The sequence below is a fragment of the Anaerobacterium chartisolvens genome, from assembly GCF_003337415.1.
GTDB classification, from domain to species: Bacteria; Bacillota; Clostridia; order Acetivibrionales; family DSM-27016; genus Anaerobacterium; species Anaerobacterium chartisolvens.
Window position 1 is genome coordinate 225966 of sequence record NZ_QPJT01000003.1, and the last position, 17330, is coordinate 243295.

General features: G+C 43.1%; 14 protein-coding genes. All 14 read left to right on the plus strand.

Going from position 1 to position 17330, the window contains the following annotated elements; translation table 11 throughout:
- Nucleotides 1-580: 580 nt before the first annotated feature.
- The 14 genes from DFR58_RS04075 (at nucleotide 581) to DFR58_RS04140 (ending at nucleotide 17118) form a co-directional block, all read left to right on the plus strand.
- The gene (locus tag DFR58_RS04075; protein WP_114296524.1) at nucleotides 581-1414 is read left to right on the plus strand and encodes an alpha/beta hydrolase; all 834 of its coding nucleotides are present in this window, start codon (nucleotides 581-583) and stop codon (nucleotides 1412-1414) included.
- 173 nt (nucleotides 1415-1587) lie between these two features.
- Entirely contained in the window at nucleotides 1588-3111 is a 1524-nt protein-coding gene (locus DFR58_RS04080) for an ABC transporter substrate-binding protein (protein WP_114296525.1), read from the plus strand.
- A 124-nt stretch (nucleotides 3112-3235) separates the two neighbouring features.
- Nucleotides 3236-4147: an ABC transporter permease gene (locus tag DFR58_RS04085; RefSeq protein ID WP_114296526.1), complete on the plus strand. Its 912-nt coding sequence runs from the start codon at nucleotides 3236-3238 to the stop codon at nucleotides 4145-4147.
- Between the two features lie 24 nt (nucleotides 4148-4171).
- Nucleotides 4172-5053: a carbohydrate ABC transporter permease gene (locus DFR58_RS04090; RefSeq protein WP_114296527.1), complete on the plus strand. Its 882-nt coding sequence runs from the start codon at nucleotides 4172-4174 to the stop codon at nucleotides 5051-5053.
- A gap of 97 nt (nucleotides 5054-5150) precedes the next feature.
- Nucleotides 5151-6002 carry an alpha/beta hydrolase gene (locus tag DFR58_RS04095; protein WP_114296528.1) on the plus strand — a complete coding sequence of 284 codons (852 nt, stop codon included), beginning with the start codon at nucleotides 5151-5153 and terminating at the stop codon, nucleotides 6000-6002.
- Between the two features lies 1 nt (nucleotide 6003).
- Nucleotides 6004-7230: an MFS transporter gene (locus tag DFR58_RS04100; RefSeq protein WP_114296529.1), complete on the plus strand. Its 1227-nt coding sequence runs from the start codon at nucleotides 6004-6006 to the stop codon at nucleotides 7228-7230.
- 45 nt (nucleotides 7231-7275) lie between these two features.
- A complete protein-coding gene (locus tag DFR58_RS04105) occupies nucleotides 7276-8754 on the plus strand; it encodes a CE1 family esterase (RefSeq protein WP_114296530.1) in 1479 nt (492 codons plus the stop codon).
- A gap of 44 nt (nucleotides 8755-8798) precedes the next feature.
- Nucleotides 8799-10259, plus strand: a complete 1461-nt coding sequence (gtfA, locus tag DFR58_RS04110) for a sucrose phosphorylase (protein WP_114296531.1) — start codon at nucleotides 8799-8801, stop codon at nucleotides 10257-10259.
- A gap of 76 nt (nucleotides 10260-10335) precedes the next feature.
- Nucleotides 10336-11808: an alpha/beta hydrolase family protein gene (locus tag DFR58_RS04115; protein ID WP_114296532.1), complete on the plus strand. Its 1473-nt coding sequence runs from the start codon at nucleotides 10336-10338 to the stop codon at nucleotides 11806-11808.
- 15 nt (nucleotides 11809-11823) lie between these two features.
- Nucleotides 11824-12681, plus strand: a complete 858-nt coding sequence (locus DFR58_RS04120) for an alpha/beta hydrolase (RefSeq protein ID WP_114296533.1) — start codon at nucleotides 11824-11826, stop codon at nucleotides 12679-12681.
- An 80-nt stretch (nucleotides 12682-12761) separates the two neighbouring features.
- The gene (locus DFR58_RS04125) at nucleotides 12762-12947 is read left to right on the plus strand and encodes a hypothetical protein (RefSeq protein WP_114296534.1); all 186 of its coding nucleotides are present in this window, start codon (nucleotides 12762-12764) and stop codon (nucleotides 12945-12947) included.
- Nucleotides 12948-13215: 268 nt separating this feature from the next.
- Complete coding sequence (locus DFR58_RS04130; protein ID WP_114296535.1) at nucleotides 13216-14250, plus strand: LacI family DNA-binding transcriptional regulator; 1035 nt, start codon at nucleotides 13216-13218, stop codon at nucleotides 14248-14250.
- Nucleotides 14251-14362: 112 nt separating this feature from the next.
- Nucleotides 14363-15307 (plus strand): alpha/beta hydrolase, encoded by a 945-nt coding sequence (locus tag DFR58_RS04135; protein WP_114296536.1) that lies wholly within the window; start codon nucleotides 14363-14365, stop codon nucleotides 15305-15307.
- Between the two features lie 119 nt (nucleotides 15308-15426).
- Entirely contained in the window at nucleotides 15427-17118 is a 1692-nt protein-coding gene (locus DFR58_RS04140; RefSeq protein ID WP_114296537.1) for an extracellular solute-binding protein, read from the plus strand.
- Nucleotides 17119-17330 lie beyond the last annotated feature (212 nt).

Sequence of the window (17330 nt, forward strand, 5' to 3'; positions counted from 1 at the left end):
CTGGCCGAAGGTCGGCTTTTTTTTTGTTGTGTACGGAGCAGGCAGAGCCGGAAAACTGTGGAAAAAGCAGGAGCGTCCCCAACTAGTCCGTGGAAAAAGCAGGAGCGTCCCCAACTAGTCCAAATCTGTATATACCCTAAGTACAAAAAACGATATTGAAATTAAGAATATATGATCATGCTAAAACCTCGATTACTGTAAGCTTAATATATTAATTCTTTTATCCGGCATATAGCTGACAATCTGTCAAAACGTATTGTTTTCAGCAATACAACCAATCAAATAAATAGTACAAATATGTATATTGCTAAAGTATAAAAAACAATATTGAAAATTTGCGCAAATTATTCTAAGCTAAAATTAAGCATTTATTGTTGCTAAAAAAGCAAATTTGGCAAGAAGCTATACTTATTCTATGATAAATTCCTGCATTCGGTTTATATATATTATGAAGTCAATATCGGTTGAACCCTTCGCCTTCAAACCTATATTAATTAACTATTGATAGTCTTTATTGATTTATACAGTGAGTTTGTAAAAATTCAAATAATTATAAAGAAAGAAAACAGGAGGTAAAGACATGTCTTTAGTAACAATGAATTTTGAAAGCCAATACCTTAATTCCAGTCATCAGATCAGCATTATACTTCCTAACAGACCGCGTGGCATTGATGCAAAAGACTATTATGAAAGCAATAAGAAGTATAAAGTACTTTGGCTGCTCCATGGCACTTACGGTGATCATACCGATTGGGTCCGCAGAACCAATATTGAGCTGTATGCCTGTGAAAAGGATTTGATTGTAGTAATGCCCAGCGCGCTAAACAGCAACTACTCAAACTGGGATAAGGCTATGATGGGATTTGGCATGTACGATTATTTAACCAAGGAGCTTATGCCTTTGATTTATAATTGGTTTCCTGCATCTGACAAACGGGAGGACAATTTTATTGCAGGCCTTTCAATGGGCGGCCGGGGAACCATCAAATTTGCAGCCAATTATCCCGAAAAGTTTGCAGCGGCAGCTGTTCTCTCGGCTGCTCCGGTAAATTTTCATGAACTGACCGAAGAATATCTGCAGAGCGACAATATGTTTGCCATCCGTACCAAGAGTATGGTGGATAATGCCGGAGGCCTTGAAGCATTCCTGAATTCCAATGAGAATGTATGGGATATTCTTGAGAGCCTTGCGGGTACCGGAAAACTTCCACGTCTTATGTTTGCCTGCGGTACCGAAGACGAAATAATATATCAAAACCTTAAAATCTTTAAAAAGCATGCCGAAGAGATAGGGCTTGAGGCTGAGTATTGGACACTTGACGGTTACCGGCACGAATGGAGATTCTGGGATCTTGCGATACAGCATGCCCTTGAGTTCTTTGGACTTGAAGACACTGGTGCAAGTCCATATTAAAATATTTCATTCTATTTGTATTTATTTATAATAATCGGTGCTAAAAATGCATTCCGGGAATTAGGAATCACAGGACAATTTAAGAATGGAGGGGGGGTAAGCCGGAAAGACCTGCATTCCCGGTAAGTATCAAAATCCAGATATATATTTATATTATGAGGAGGAATTGAAAAATGTTAAAAAAAGTGATAGCATTAACGGCTGCATTAGCTATGACCTTGACCATTCTTGCAGGCTGCGGAGGAGGAAATACAAGTAACGGGAACAATTCCGGGACTTCTGCTGCAAGCAGTTCGACAGTATCCAAAGGAGAACCATATACTGTAAATTTTGTTTACCATGCACCTAAGGAAGGCAACCAGGGAGAAGTAAATGAGCTTATAAACAAGCTTACAATGAAAGACCTGAACATGAAGGTAAATTTGATGCCAATCGGATGGGAAACTTATAACACAAAATATCCCGCGATGCTTGCAGCCGGTGAACCTGTGGATATATCCTTCGTTTTTTCGTTCAGTCGTGCGGCCTTTCTTGAGGCAGGGTATATTGTAGATGCATCAAAATATACCGAATATACAAAGGATATATACAAAATACTTGGTGATGATGTGAATGCAGGCTACTTCGGTGATGAGCTGCTCGGCTTCCCTGTGGTTGGTTCTCGTTCAATGCCATCCGGAATCTTTGTAAGAAAAGACATTTTCGATGCTCTTGGCTACAAGGAGACCGATTTTAATGTTAACACCGAAGACATGTCGTCATTTGACAAGCTGACGGAGCTGTTCTCCAAGATTAAGGAAAAGTATCCCGATGTGATACCTTTTGACGGCAACCGTATATTCGGACAGAATTTTCTTTCATACGTAGACGGCTTGGGCGATAGTTTTGGTGTGCTTGAAAATTATGGACAGACAACTAAATTTACAAACTGGTATGAGTCTGAGCAGTTCAAGAAGTTTGCGCAGCTGTCAAGAGATTGGTATACCAAAGGTTATATGTCGAAGGATATAGCAGTTTCAAAGGAAGAGGGACGTTCAAAAATGACAACAGGCAAGGCTGCGTCATTCTTTGCCTCATATGTTGCCAACCAGCAAGCAGGGATAAAGGCACAGACGGGTTATGACACTGTACTCATTCCATGTTCGCTGAATATGAAGGATACTACCAAGGTAAATGCCGTGCTTAACAGTGTAATGTATCAGTCCAAGAACAAGGAAAATGCATTCAAGTTCCTCAATTGGGCATATACAAATGCAGATTTTAACAATTATTTGAACTGGGGTGTGCCCGATAAGGACTGGGTTGTCAACTCGGAAGGCCTGGCAGACTATCCTGAGGGAATAACAAGTACAAATGTAAATTATCATGAAGATTTCTCATTCATATATCCGAACCAGTATTTAATGACTCCATGGGCAGGAAACCCGAAGGATCTCTGGGAACAGTACAAAAAATTTGATGAGGGTTCTATTATTTCAAAGGCATATGGACTGAATTTCATTCCATCTGAGGTTTCCGGTGAAATAGGCCAGTGCAATGCGGTACTTGCCAAATATGAGTCGGCTATCTGCTTCGGTGCCGTAGATCCTGAGACTACGCTGGCTAAATTCAACAAGGAGCTTTACAATGCAGGCTTGCAAAAAGTCATAGACGCAAAGCAGAAGCAGATGGACGCATGGTTAGAAAATAACAAATAGAGACCTATGATAAGTCGGAAGTTATTTTAAAGAAAATTCAAGTCAATTACGGCTTAATGCCTGAGGCTTTGAGCCGAAATTGACTTTGGTAACCTCTGAACAAATCTATAAAGGGAGACAACAAATGAAAACAAGAACTGGCAAAATCAAGCAGTTTATCCCGCTTTACCTGATGATGCTGCCCTGTACGGTATATCTGATAATCAACAACTATATACCTATGTTTGGCATTATAGCCGCCTTTAAATCCTTTAAGATTTCTAAGGGATTGTTGGGCAGTCCCTGGGTTGGATTCAAGAATTTTGAATACCTCTTATCGTCCAGTGATGCCGGAATAATTATAAGAAATACGCTTTTATATAATATTGCCTTTATTATAGTAAACAATGTTATCGGTATTCTTCTGGCGATATTGATATCTGATATAGGCAGAAAAGGCTTGAAAAAGCTGTATCAGAGTTCGATACTTCTGCCGTTCACATTATCAATGGTAATTGTAAGCTATATCGTATTTGCCTTTTTAAGTCAGCAGAACGGTATGCTGAATTATACGATTTTTAAAGACAACCCTATTCAATGGTATAATGACCCCACCTGGTGGCCGTTGATATTGATAATTGTAAACTGCTGGAAGACAGTCGGCTATGGCACATTGATTTATATAGCCGGAATATCTGCAATAGACGGCTCGCTGTATGAAGCAGCTTCAATTGACGGTGCTGGAAAATGGAAGCAGATAAAGCATATTACCCTTCCGTGTCTGATTCCATCAATGATAACGTTGTTTATACTGAGTGTCGGAAGGATTTTCTATTCCGATTTCGGCCTGTTTTATCTAATACCTCAGAACTCTGGCCCGCTTTATAACGTAACAGATACAATCGATACTTATGTTTACCGTTCCCTTATGATGTCGGCAGGCGGTATAGGGCGCTCGGCTGCAGCAGGTCTGCTTCAGGCTGTTGTTGGCTTTATAATGGTTATATCGGTAAATGCGATAATTCGGAAGATAAGCGAGAAGGATGCAATATTCTAAAAAGAAAAGAGGGATTGGAGAGAAATGAAGGAGAATAAAACATATAAAATCATATCTAATGCCATACTGATTTTAATGACACTTATGATGATTCTGCCGCTTGTATTGGTTTTTATTTCATCAATTACTGATGATAACGTGCTTATTGCCAACGGATATTCGTTTTTCCCGGAAAAGTTAAGTCTGGGGGCTTATCAGTATATCCAGACGTTTATTGACATGATATTGCGCGCATATGGAATAACTATAGCAGCAACAGTTGTCGGTACAGTTATTGGTACGGTAATAACTGCTATGATGAGCTATGGGCTCTCTATAAAGGATTTGCCGGGTAAAAAAGCAATAAGCTTCTTTGTATTCTTTACTATGCTTTTTAACGGTGGGCTTGTGCCGTCTTATATCATGTGGACAAGTATGAAAATTACAAACACGATTTGGGCATATATATTTCCGTTTTTATTGACGAACGCATTTAATATAATACTCATGCGATCATATTTCAGCGCAAATATACCCAACGAAATATACGAATCAGCCAAAATTGACGGAGCGGGGTATTTAAGAATATTCTGGAAGATTGCGATGCCTCTGGGGAAACCGATTCTGGTAACAATAGGGCTTTTCACCGTTCTTATTTACTGGAACGACTGGACAAATGGCCTGTACTTTATATCGGAGCCCAGTATGCTCAGTATTCAGGCACTTTTGAATAAGATGATGGCCAATATACAGGCGACGGTATCATACGCCAACTACAATAAGGGCTCGGGCAGCACGCCCAACATACATCCCGTATCAATCCGTATGGCCATTGCCTTTATAGCCATTCTGCCGATTTTAATCCTCTATCCTTTCCTGCAGAAGTATTTTGCGGACGGAATTATGCTAGGTGCTGTAAAGGGTTAATATCGTGCAGTGATATATCCTGATGATAAAAAATAATAATTAATAAATATGAAAGGGTGGGATAATTGAGCAGCTTGCTCTATTATCCGATAAAACGATGGGGATTTTAAGATTCAGCTACCGCTCGGATATTCTAAGTCTTAGTACTAATATTACAATATGCTATCCGACAGGGTATATGACGACTGAAATGGGGTTTGAAGACCCTTTGCTCAAAAGAAATGGTAAAAGACCTTATGTACCGGGAATGAAATTTCAAACTGTCTACCTGCTCCACGGCGGAGGTGAGGATGACACCACTCCGTACAGATACACAAAGCTCGAGCAGTATGCCGAGGAAAACATGGTAATGCTGGTATCACCTTCGGTAAACGACAGTTTTTATATGAATACAAAGTACGGGTTTAAATATTTTGACTACCTTACTCAGGAATTACCACTTGTAGTTAAATCCCTATTTGCTGCTGCAACCGAGAGGGAGAACACTTTCCTAGTGGGACTGGCGATGGGTGGAAACGGAGCGCTCGGCCTGGGGCTTATGAGGCCGGATTTATATTCCGCGGTTGTAGACCTTTCAGGCGGTATCGGCGTAACGCTTGACCGCGAAGAATATAAACATAGCCTTAATATAGAATTTACAAGGGTTCGCGACACGTTGCTGGGAGAGGATGAGTTTATAGGCTCTGAACATGATTTGCTGACGTTCGCTGAAAAAAATATTGCGGAAAAGATAGACCTGCCGAAGTATTTTATCGGTGTCGGTGAAAAGGATTTTATCCGGGATCGTGTTTACAAGGACTATTTGGCTTTGAAAAATCTGGGCTACGACGTTTATTTTGAGGAAGGCCAAGGAATGAAGCATGACTATGGTTTCTGGGACAAGTATTTGGAAAAAGTCCTCTCTAACTGGCTCCCATTAAAGCGCGAGCCTATATACGGAGATAGATAATATGAATGAATTGATTTCAGAAGGTGCAGTATCCAAAGGTAAGCAAACCATTTGGAATAAAGCGTTTTTCATTATATTTGCCATAAATTTTATTTTAAATATGGGCCAGTTCATGATGAACACTCTAATCCCGAAATATGCGGAGCATTTGGGGGCAACAGCTACCATCGTCGGAATGGTATCCGGCATGTTTGCGGTAACGGCGCTATGTGTCCGCCCGGTGGTAGGCCCGGCCACCGGCTATTTCAAAAAGAACCGGCTGCTGGCTGTGACCATTGGCATTATTATTGCGGCTTTTGTGTTTTATGGCTTTGCTGCAAGTATTCCTATGATTATTATAGGGCGGTTGCTTCACGGCATGGGGATGGGCTTTCTCGGACCCATTACACTGGCTTTGGCCAGTAACGCACTGCCTGAGAACAAGATGGCCTCGGGGCTAGGCATTTTTTCGTTAGGGCAGGCGGTAGCCACCGCTGTCGGGCCGACAATCGGCTTGAAGCTGCTTAAGGCTGTTGGATACAGCAAGGTATTTTTTATTGCCGCCGCACTGTTAGCTGTTGCGTGTATACTGTCGCTGCAGATGAAGACTGAAGAACCTGACAGGCTGGCAGGCTTTAAGATTTCTCTAAATAATATAATTGATTTTGATGTGATTGTTCCGGCTATTATAATGTTTTTCCTTGGGGGAACATATTCTTGTATAAATTCGTTTATCATTCTCTACGGAGGGGAATGCGGGATAGAGGATATCGGACTGTTTTTTACCGCGTATGCGATATGCCTGCTTTTTACACGTCCTATAGGAGGAAGGGTTGCGGATAAATACGGCATAGATAAGACTATTATTCCGGGAATAATTATTTTTGCAGCATCGTTTATCATAGTCAGCTTTTCCCGTACTCTGCCGATGTTTCTAATTGCCGGTGCTGTTTCAGCCTTTGGTTATGGTATCTGCCAGCCCGCAATGCAGACTCTCTGCATGAGCCTTGTCCCGAAGGAACGGCGAGGTGTGGCCGGCAATACAAATTATATAGGTCTTGACACGGGTTATTTGATAATACCGCCGCTTGCGGGAACCATTGTAACGTTAATACAACAAAATGGAGGGAGCAAGCTTATGGGATATACGGTTATGTACCGGATTATGGCGGTTCCTATTCTGATTGCATTGGTTATCTTTTTAGTAAATAGAAAAAAGCTTACAAAAAGAAATCAAGAGATAGCTTGATATTCTCTTAATTACTATACTTTAAGTAGAAGGAGTGGCGATGAAATGAACAAAAAAATAACAATTCTTCCGGGTACCCCCGATGACGACAACAGGGAATACCTGCCTGAGATTATCAGGACAACCGATGTGGTGGTAAATGAAAACGGAAACAACTCTCAGGTCTATCCTGCCAGATTGGCAGAAAACAAAGGAGTTATAGCGGATGGGCTTGAGGACATATGGTATGAATATGTACCTGAATCCTATGACCCGGCAAAGAAGACACCACTGGTGTTTTCAATGCACGGAGGACTGATGACAGGCTGGGGGCAGGCTATATATACCTGCTGGACCATGGTGGCCGACCGGGAAGGCTTTATAGTTGTTTTCCCCAATGCAAACAGCAGAAGATTTTGGGTAGTGGAATGCGATGAAGAAACTTATGCGGAGCGTTCCAAGCCCCGTCCGGACGGAGTTTACTTAAACCCGTTTCCTGAAAATCCCGACGACAATCACGATATGAAGGCTGTGCTTGGACTGATAGACCTTATGAAATCAAAATACAATATCGACGAAGGGCGGATTTTCATGCAGGGCATGTCGATGGGAAACCTGATGACACACCAGTTTGCAAGATACTTTGGAAATGTTCTTGCGGGTGCTGCGGGTGCGGGAGGCCCGTCAGACTTAGGAGTCATTTTTGATAAAAATGGGAATATAAACAACCGTGCAGGCCATTTGGCAGTCTGGCAGTCCCGCCCCGAGCTGAACGAATTTTTAAATCCACGTTCGGAATTGGAAAAAAACAGACTTAACAAGGAATATTGGCTAAAGATTAACGGCTGCAAGGCTTTGCCCCAAATCAGCATTCAGGGTGAAAACAACTACGCTTTTTATACCGGGGACAAGGCGGATTTGGTTTTTCTGGACATCAAGAACCGAGATCACGGACAAACGCTTGACGATGCCGAACTGGTATGGGACTATCTCTTTTCCGGCACGCGGAGAGAGCCCGACGGAAGGATAGTGCATTCAGAAACCATTGCGCCGCGTACCGGCGATGAGTTTGCCATCGCAATAGCAAAGGATTGCAAAAAGGCATGGTTCAAGAACAGTGTAACCGATATGTCAGGACGTGCTATTCTGTGGCAAAAGCTAAAATATCATGGCCTGGAAGGAGGTCAGGAAGTAAGGGGCGAGTATCTGTGCGTTCCTCTTTCCTTTATTGCGGAGGTGTTTGAAGCAAAATACCAGCCGTCCGAGGATTCACTTACAGCGGTGCTTATATTGAAGGATGGAAGGGAGCTCCAGTTCGCGAGGGGCAGCATCGGCTGTGTTATAGATAACCGCATCAGCGCAATGCTTTGCGAAGCACTGCACCGCAGCGGCGAGCTTTATATATCCTTTGAATGGTTCTGCCGGTACTTCTACAATCTTCACGTTTCGGTATTTGATGATGTGCTGTATGTAACAGACCATTACAATGTACTGTCAATGAACATGGCATATCTTATAAACGGAATTCTGAAGGACAACGGCTGACAGGTTATAAATTTCATTATATTATGTGGCTCATGGGAGGTATTATGAAAAAAATATCAAATCAGGTGATGCTGATTACTTATGGTGATAGCATGGGAAGTGATTTAAAAGATCTGTACGGGATTCTTGACGAGCATTTTGAAGGAGTAATCGGCGGGGTTCATATCCTTCCTTTCTTTCCTTCGTCAGGAGACAGAGGCTTTGCCGTTATCAACTATGATATTGTGGAGCCTTCCTTCGGGGACTGGGCAGATATAGAAAAGTTCTCGGAGAAGTATTATTTGATGGCTGATTTTATGATTAATCATGCATCAATACGCTGTGAGGAATTTAAGGATTACATGAGGAACGGCGACGCCTCACCGTACAAGGATATGTTTATACACTGGGAAAAGTTCTGGCCGAATGGAGAACCAACAGAACAGGAATTGGAAGCCCTTTACCGCAGAAAGCTGGGAGGGCCTTACAAGGAATTCACCAGAGAGGACGGAAAGACGGTAAAGATATGGAATACCTTCTTTGAAGAGCAGGTAGATATAGATCCGTGGTCTCCTGTTACAAAGGAGTATTATAAACGAAACCTCGAGCGCATAGCAAAATATGTGCCGCTTATCCGCTTTGACGCGTTTGCATATGCGTCAAAGCGCCCGGGTACAAGCTGTTTCTTTGTGGAACCGGAGGTCTGGGACGTACTGGATATCGGTATGGAGCCATTGAAGGCTTCAGGCACCGAAATGCTGCCTGAAATTCATGAAAACTATAAAATACAGCTTAAAATGGCAGAGAAGGGGCATTGGGTGTATGATTTTGCATTACCGATGCTGCTGCTTCACGGGTTGTTGTCGGGCCGTACCGACAGGCTGGTTAACTGGATGAAAATATGCCCCCGCAAGCAGTTTACAACACTTGATACTCATGACGGCATTGGAGTTGTCGATGTTGCCGGACTGCTGGACGAGGAAGAAATTGAATTTGTGACGGAACGGCTTAACAAAAAAACCGAGGAAAGCCGGATGTATTTAAAAATACCTGAAAGCATAATAAAAGCGTCGGGGGGCAAAGCCAAGCAGTACCAGCTTATGTGCACTTATTATTCTGCATTGGATGAAGATGATGCAGCCTATCTGGTTGCCCGTATAGTGCAGTTTTATGCTCCAGGTATTCCCCAGGTTTACTATGTCGGACTGCTGGCCGGAGAGAACGATTTGGAAACGCTTAAGCGCGTAGGAGAGCCCAGAAGCATTAACCGCCACAATTATACAAAGGCTGAAATCAAGGACAGGGTTCAGTATCCGATGCTGAAAAGAATGTACGAAATAATGCGCTTCAGAAATACCTATCCGGCCTTTGACGGCGAGTTTTCAATAGACGACGGGGCTGAGAACGGGTTACTTAAAATAACCTGGACAAAAAACAGTTATATCACCTCACTGGATGCCGACTTAAGAACAAAGGAATATAAGATAACCTATACCGACGAAAACGGGACGGTAAATTGTTTATAAAATGCTGTGACAGGATAGGGCAATGCTGTTGAAGATAATATGAAAATATTTTTTAATAAAGGAATGATTTTATAATATGAATAAAAAAGTCACAATCCTGCCGGGAACCCCAGACGACAATAACAGGGATTATCTTCCCGAGATTATAAAAACCACTGATGTGGTTGTAAATGAAAACGGAAACAACTCCCAGGTCTACCCCGAAAGGCTGACCGAGTACACTGGAGTCATAGCCGACGGCATTGAAGACACCTGGTATGAATATGTGCCCGAAAGCTACGATCCGTCAAAGAAGACTCCTCTGGTATTTTCGATGCACGGCGGAATGATGACGGGCTGGGGACAGGCTATATACACCTCGTGGACAATGGTCGCAGACCGCGATGGCTTTATACTGGTATTTCCCAATTCATCTTCGGGAAGGTTCTGGACGGTGGAGTGGGATAAGGCCAAGCTGGAAAAAGGCCTTGAACCGGGTTTGCATCCGACTCCGAGCAGTCCCGGGGAAAATCACGACAATAGGCTGGTGCTTGGACTGCTCGACTTGATGAAGTCGAAGTATAATATTGACGAGGGACGGGTTTTCATGCAGGGTATGTCGATGGGAGACATGATGACCAACCAGTTTGCGCGGAATTTCGGAAACCTCCTTGCCGGTGCTGCCGGTTCGGGTGCAGCGGTAGGCCGAGGACTTCTATATGACGGGGACGGAAAAATCATAAACCGTGGAGGCCCTCTGGCCATCTGGCAATCCCGTCCCGAATTGAACGGCTTTCCCGACGACCTGAAATTAAACAGATACAATAGGGAATACTGGCTTAGTATCAACGGCTGTAAAAGCCTGCCTGAAATCAGCATTCAGGGTGAGAATAACCTTGCGTTTTACAGCGGAGAAAGGGCCGATTTGGTTTACCTGGATATCAAGAACCGTGACCATGGACAAACTCTTGATGACGCCGGTCTGGTCTGGGATTATTTCTTTTCCGGCACTCGCCGCGAGCAGGGCGGCAGCATAGTGCATACCGGAACCGTTGCTCCGCGCGTCGGTGACAGCTTTGCCGTCGCAATCGCAAAGGACTGCTCAACAGCATGGTTCAAAAACAGTGTTATCGGTATGTCCGGCCCTGCAATAAAGTGGCAGAAGCTTAAATACCATGGTCTGAACGGAGGACAGGAGGTGAGGGGAGAATACCTGTGTGTACCTCTTTCGTTTATAGCAGAGGTATTTGACGCAGAGTATACACCTTCGGAGGATACCCTTTCGGCTGCGCTGATACTCAAAGACGGAAGGGAACTGCAGTTTGCGCGTGGCAGTATTGGCTGTGCCGTTGACAACCGTATAACGTCAATGCTTTGTGAGGCACTGCACCGCAACGGAGAGCTGTATATATCGTTTGAATGGTTTTGCCGGAGCATCTGTAATCTTCATGTTTCGGTATGTGAAAATGTATTGTATGCTACCGACCACTATTCGGTATTATCGGCAAACATGGCCGATCTTATCAACGATATTTTAAAAGGGGCGGAGCGTATTTTCTTATTATTTTAGAAGGGTGGGTTACTTATGGCGGTTTTAAAAATGAATTTCCTGTCAAAAGCATTAAGAATGAATACAAATATTACTGTGATTTTACCTACAATAAGCTTTGACCTCAGCTTGGCGGGCTTTGAAGACACGTATATTCCAGGGATGAAATATCAGGCTATGTATCTGCTGCACGGCGGAAGCGGCGACGACAGTGATTATGTAAATTTTACCAATATTGTCCGATATGCGGATCGCAATAAGCTTGCGGTTATAATGCCAAGTGTAAATAACTCCTGTTATACTGACTATGAAGACGGGACCAGATACTTTACCTATATCACGGAAGAATTGCCAAGACTCTGCAAAACATTATTTCCGATATCTGATAAAAGGGAGGATACATTTATTGCCGGTCTGTCTATGGGCTCTCACGGAGCAATGAAGGCAGCCATGAATTATCCTGAGAGGTATGCGGCAGTTCTGCTGATGTCCGGGGCTTCTTACCGCCCCGGAGTTCCAAGCATGGTAAAAACGGTTAATGGTAAAATTGATTTTGACAATATAATGAAAAGCCCGGTCAGCGGCGGCATCGATGAGAAAATTAACGATCCGGAATATATCAAAGGTACTGTCAACGATGTTTATGCTGCGGCAAAAAATAACGTAGAACTGGGGAAGAAGCTGCCCAAGGTTTTCTTCCGTGTCGGCGATAGTGATCACGCACTTCACCGTGCTACATTGGCCGAAAAGGATCTCAGGGAATGGGGATATGAAACCAGGATTGAAGTTATTCAGGGAATGGGGCATGAATGGGATTTGTGGGACGAGACTCTTAAAATTGCACTGCAGGAATGGCTGCCCCTCCGTCGGGATATAATTTATCCCGAAGATTAATATTAACTCTTATCCGTGGTTCAATAGGAAAGTATTGGTTTAATGAATTCCAACGGGTGTATTTAATTTAAGTGACGAAAATGCAAATTTTAACTCCCCTTCTATCTTCCCCTCATATTGAGGGGAAGAAAAAGAAGGGCACTGGAGAAGAAAATGAGAAGAACAACGCAGGCGCATGTAAAGCAGCTAGCGAAAGAAATAAGAAGACATCCTACAAGTCCTACATGGACCTTCTTTTCCTTCCCCTCGAAGTGAGGGGAAGATAGATAGGGAGCTTATTAAAAATCTGGATCTGGAATAAAACGCCATAATATATTGGCTCTTTTTACCCATTTTTTTTGGATAATTATGCTGTTATGTAAAAAAGGTGCTTCAATTGTAGTCCCTATTGCGATTTTCCGAAATGCTGTGTCAGATATAATTTATGCACCCAATTTAAACAATAATTTTTGTGTTTTTTAAAGCTTATAGTATAATAGCAATAAAGGGAGAAAATATTAATTTACGGCGTATTATGCTCAAGAGGTAGTGTATATGAAACCTAACGAAATAAATGCAAAAAAAATAGCAGAATTGACGGGAGTATCGCTAAGCACTGTTTCCATTGTATTGAATAACAGAAGCGATGAATTCAGGATTTCGGACAAGACAGCCGAGAGGATTTTAGAGACTGCGAATAAATTGGGATATCAGCCTGTAAAAAGGGAAAGGCGTAAAAAAAGGAATTTTCACAAATCTGTAATATGTGTTTTTTTGCCGTTCAATTTGGAAGGAAGCCCTATAAACCAGTTTCTTAAAAATACTCATAAATACATGAGGGATCAGGGGTTACAGTACAAAATAATCTTATTACCGTATGAGCTGGGAAAATTACATCAGGTATCCACGTGGATCTGCAGTGAATTTGCTTCGGGTGCGGTTTTGATGGCACTTACCGATAGTGACATAGAATTTATCGAGAACAGTAGTTTCAATATTCCCGTGGTTTTATACAACCGCACAGCCAGGGGTTACTGCTCGGTGCTTACTGATGATTATACTTTGGGAAGCAAGGCAATGAGCCATTTTATCAGGCGGGGGCACAAAAAATTCGTAACTATATCGCCGGATTATTCAAGCCGGGCGTTGAGCCTTCGAGGGGTAGGCTATTTTGACAGATTCAGAAGTCAGAATTTTGATTCCGGCACCGACGCTTTTATTCTTCCGACTGTTTTTAGTGAGGCTAATGACATGGGAGGATATAATGCGATGCGGGAGATTTTAAAGTCTGAAGCATTGCCCACGGCGGTTTTTGTTCTGGCAGACTGTATGGTGACGGGAGTTGTCCGCTGCATTAAGGAAGCTGGATTTGACATTCCGGAAAATTTTGAGATTATTTCTTACGGAAACAATACTGTCAATAGTATTATCAAGCCCGGTATAACCAGCTTCGCTCCCCCGCTCCAGGAAATGGGCTGTAACTGTATAAAAATACTGCACAGTGCAATCACCAGAGGAACGTTGACGGACAGTGTCAAGCTCAGCTTCGAGGCTGAGTGTGTATTCAGGGAAAGCTCTCCCGAGGCCTAGCAACAGCGTTCTTTAAACAGCTTATAAATGCGATAAGAATACCGAGGAATAGTGATAAAGGATATAGATTTCATTACATTTTGTAGCCGCTATGCGGCTTATGGAGGTTAATATGAAAAGAGCGGAACACGTACTTCCCGAATTAAGAAAAATAATGGAAGGGTTTCCTGTTGTTGATTTGCGGAACCCACAGATCCCCGAGGGCTTTGAGATGCCTAAGATAGAAAGGTCTCCGCTTGTTAAGACTTCTGAACGTAAAATAACGGGGCCGGAGTCTGAAATCAGAGTTAAAATATATGAGCCTGCCGGGAGAACAGAAGCGCTTCTGCCTGCATTGCTATGGATTCACGGAGGCGGTTATGTTCTGGGAAGCCTGGACATAGATGACGGCTTATGCGAGCAATTTGTAATTGCGGCAAATTGCGTTACTGTATCGGTAGATTACCGCCTGGCACCGGAATATCCTTATCCGGCGGCTATAGAGGATTGCTATGCGGCACTTAAATGGATGGTGAATGAAGCAGATAAGTTATGCATTAATACTTCTAAAGTCGCCGTTGCCGGAGCCAGCGCGGGCGGTGGGCTTACAGCCGCGCTGGCACTTCTTGCACGTGACAGGGGAGAGGTTAAAATTGCGTTTCAAATGCCCCTTTATCCTATGCTCGATGACCGCAACACCACACCTTCAAGCTATGAAATAAATAAAGAGAACTTTCCAAGGCTATGGAACAGGGAACAAAACAGGCTGGCCTGGAGCATGTACCTTGGCAGCAGCGTTGCCGATGAGGTTCCGGGGTATGCGGCGCCAGCCCGCGCCAGAGATTTGACCGGACTGCCGCCTGCGTATACCTGCATTGGAGTCCTTGATCTTTTCAGGGATGAAACCATTGAGTATGTCAACCGTTTAGCTCAGGCGGATGTCCCTGTTGAATTCCATCTATACCCGGGGTGCTTCCATGGATTTGAGACGATATTCAACGATACCGAAATTGGCAAAAGGGCAAGGAACGAATATATAAACGCATTGGCAGATGCCTTGAACAAACCCGAAGACTGATATTCAATACAGGCATGTAGCACAAAATATGCCATGCGGTTGACAGGTACCCATGTATATGAAATAATATGGGTGCATGTCAACCGGCGAATAGGATATGATAAACAGGGAGGGTGCTTATGCAGACAGTAAAGGAGATATCGCTCATTCTTGTTCTTTCGGCTTTCTTTGGGGTGTTTTCAGGCTGCAGCCCAAATAATAATATATCAGACGGAAATACGGCAACGGCAGACACTTCAACAGCAGATTCCAAATTATCCAATACATCGGCTAAAGCTCTTCCAATCGTCGAAGAACCAATAACCTTAAAGGTTTGGATGCCTTATATTCTGCAGTCACGAGTAAAGTCAAATTCAATTATGAAATCCAATATTGAGCTGGAGAAAAGGACAGGTATTAAAATCCAGTGGATAGAACCTCCTGCCGGACAAGCGGCTGAGGCTTACAATCTTATGATAGCATCTCGGGATTTACCGGATCTGATTGAGGATATTAATGCTGCCCAAAGCAATGATTACAGCTATCCCGGCGGTTACGACAAGGCAATAGACGACGGTGTCATACTTAAATTGAATGATTTGATTGATAAATATGCCCCTAACTATAAAAAAATTATTAATTCTGACCCAATTACTAAAAAGCTGACAATCACAGATAAAGGTAACATATATGGGATTGCACAAATTAATGCCGACATTTCCGACATAAACAGGCCCATTATACCCAGAGCAGCTAATCCGGGAAATGGCCTGGTTATCCGCAGGGACTGGCTTGACGATCTGGGACTGGAAATTCCGGTTACTTTGGATGATTGGTATACTGTTTTAAAAGCCTTTAAAGAAAAGAAAGGCGCTGTGGCCCCACTGTTGATAAATAAAACAGGTGCAGGGCTTAATTCGCAATTTTTGACTGCATTTGGTACGGCTTATACTAACAGAAAAGGGCAGGAGTTTTACCAGGAAAACGGAAAAGTAAAGTTTGGTCCCATTGAACCTGGCTATAAGAAGTATTTAACCTTTATGAACAAATGGTATGAGGAAGGCCTGATTGATAAGTTCTTTATGGTCAGAGATGCTGATCTCGATACTTTTTCGGCAAAATATATGCCCGCCGGCAAGGCGGGAGCGACAAACCTTGGGTTTGGGTGGGTCGGAGACTATTATAGCAAAGTGTCGAAAACCGCCCAAGATCCGGATTTTTATTTGCAGCCGGTTAATCCGCCTGTATCAGGGACAGGCGAGCAGGTACATTTCCGCTATACCACCTGGAGCGTGGGTGGCTTTACTGCCATAACAACCTCCTGCAAATATCCCGAAGCAGCAATAAAATGGCTGGACTATGTATATTCAAAAGAGGGCATACTGATGACAAACTGGGGTATAGAAGGAACTTCCTATAATATGAGGGAAGGGAAGCCTGTCATAGTGGAGAGGATTCTCAACGATCCGGAACCGGCATGGGCGTGGATGTTAGAGACCAGATTCAATGGCTTATCAACTCCGGGTGTAGCCGACGAGCAGTGGATGAACTCCCTGCTGTCTGAGGCACAGCTGGAATCCAGAAAATATTGGGGACAAACGGATAATAGCTGGAATATGCCGCCCTTGTACCGAACCTATGAGGAGGAGGCTGTTTATACCTCAGGGATGAGTGATATCATAGCTTATGTCGATGATATGACTGTTAAATTCATAATGGGAAGTGAGTCTGTTTCCAACTACGATGCATTTGTAAGCGAGATTAAAAATATGGGTATTGATCAGATTATAAAAATACAACAGAACGCTCTGGACAGATATAACAAGCGATAAAACCGCAGCTTGCCACCGCTGCGGCATCATGGGGACGGTTCTTCTGCTTTCCTTTCAGTCCTACGCTGCGCTACGGAAGCATAAGAATCCGTCCCCAAGATTCCTCCGCTGTTTTTCTGCAAGGACAAAGCTTTACAATTTCATTCAAAATAGTTTTCACACAGCCTGTAACTATATCCCCCATGTAAAATCTTTATTGCTAAATATTTAGA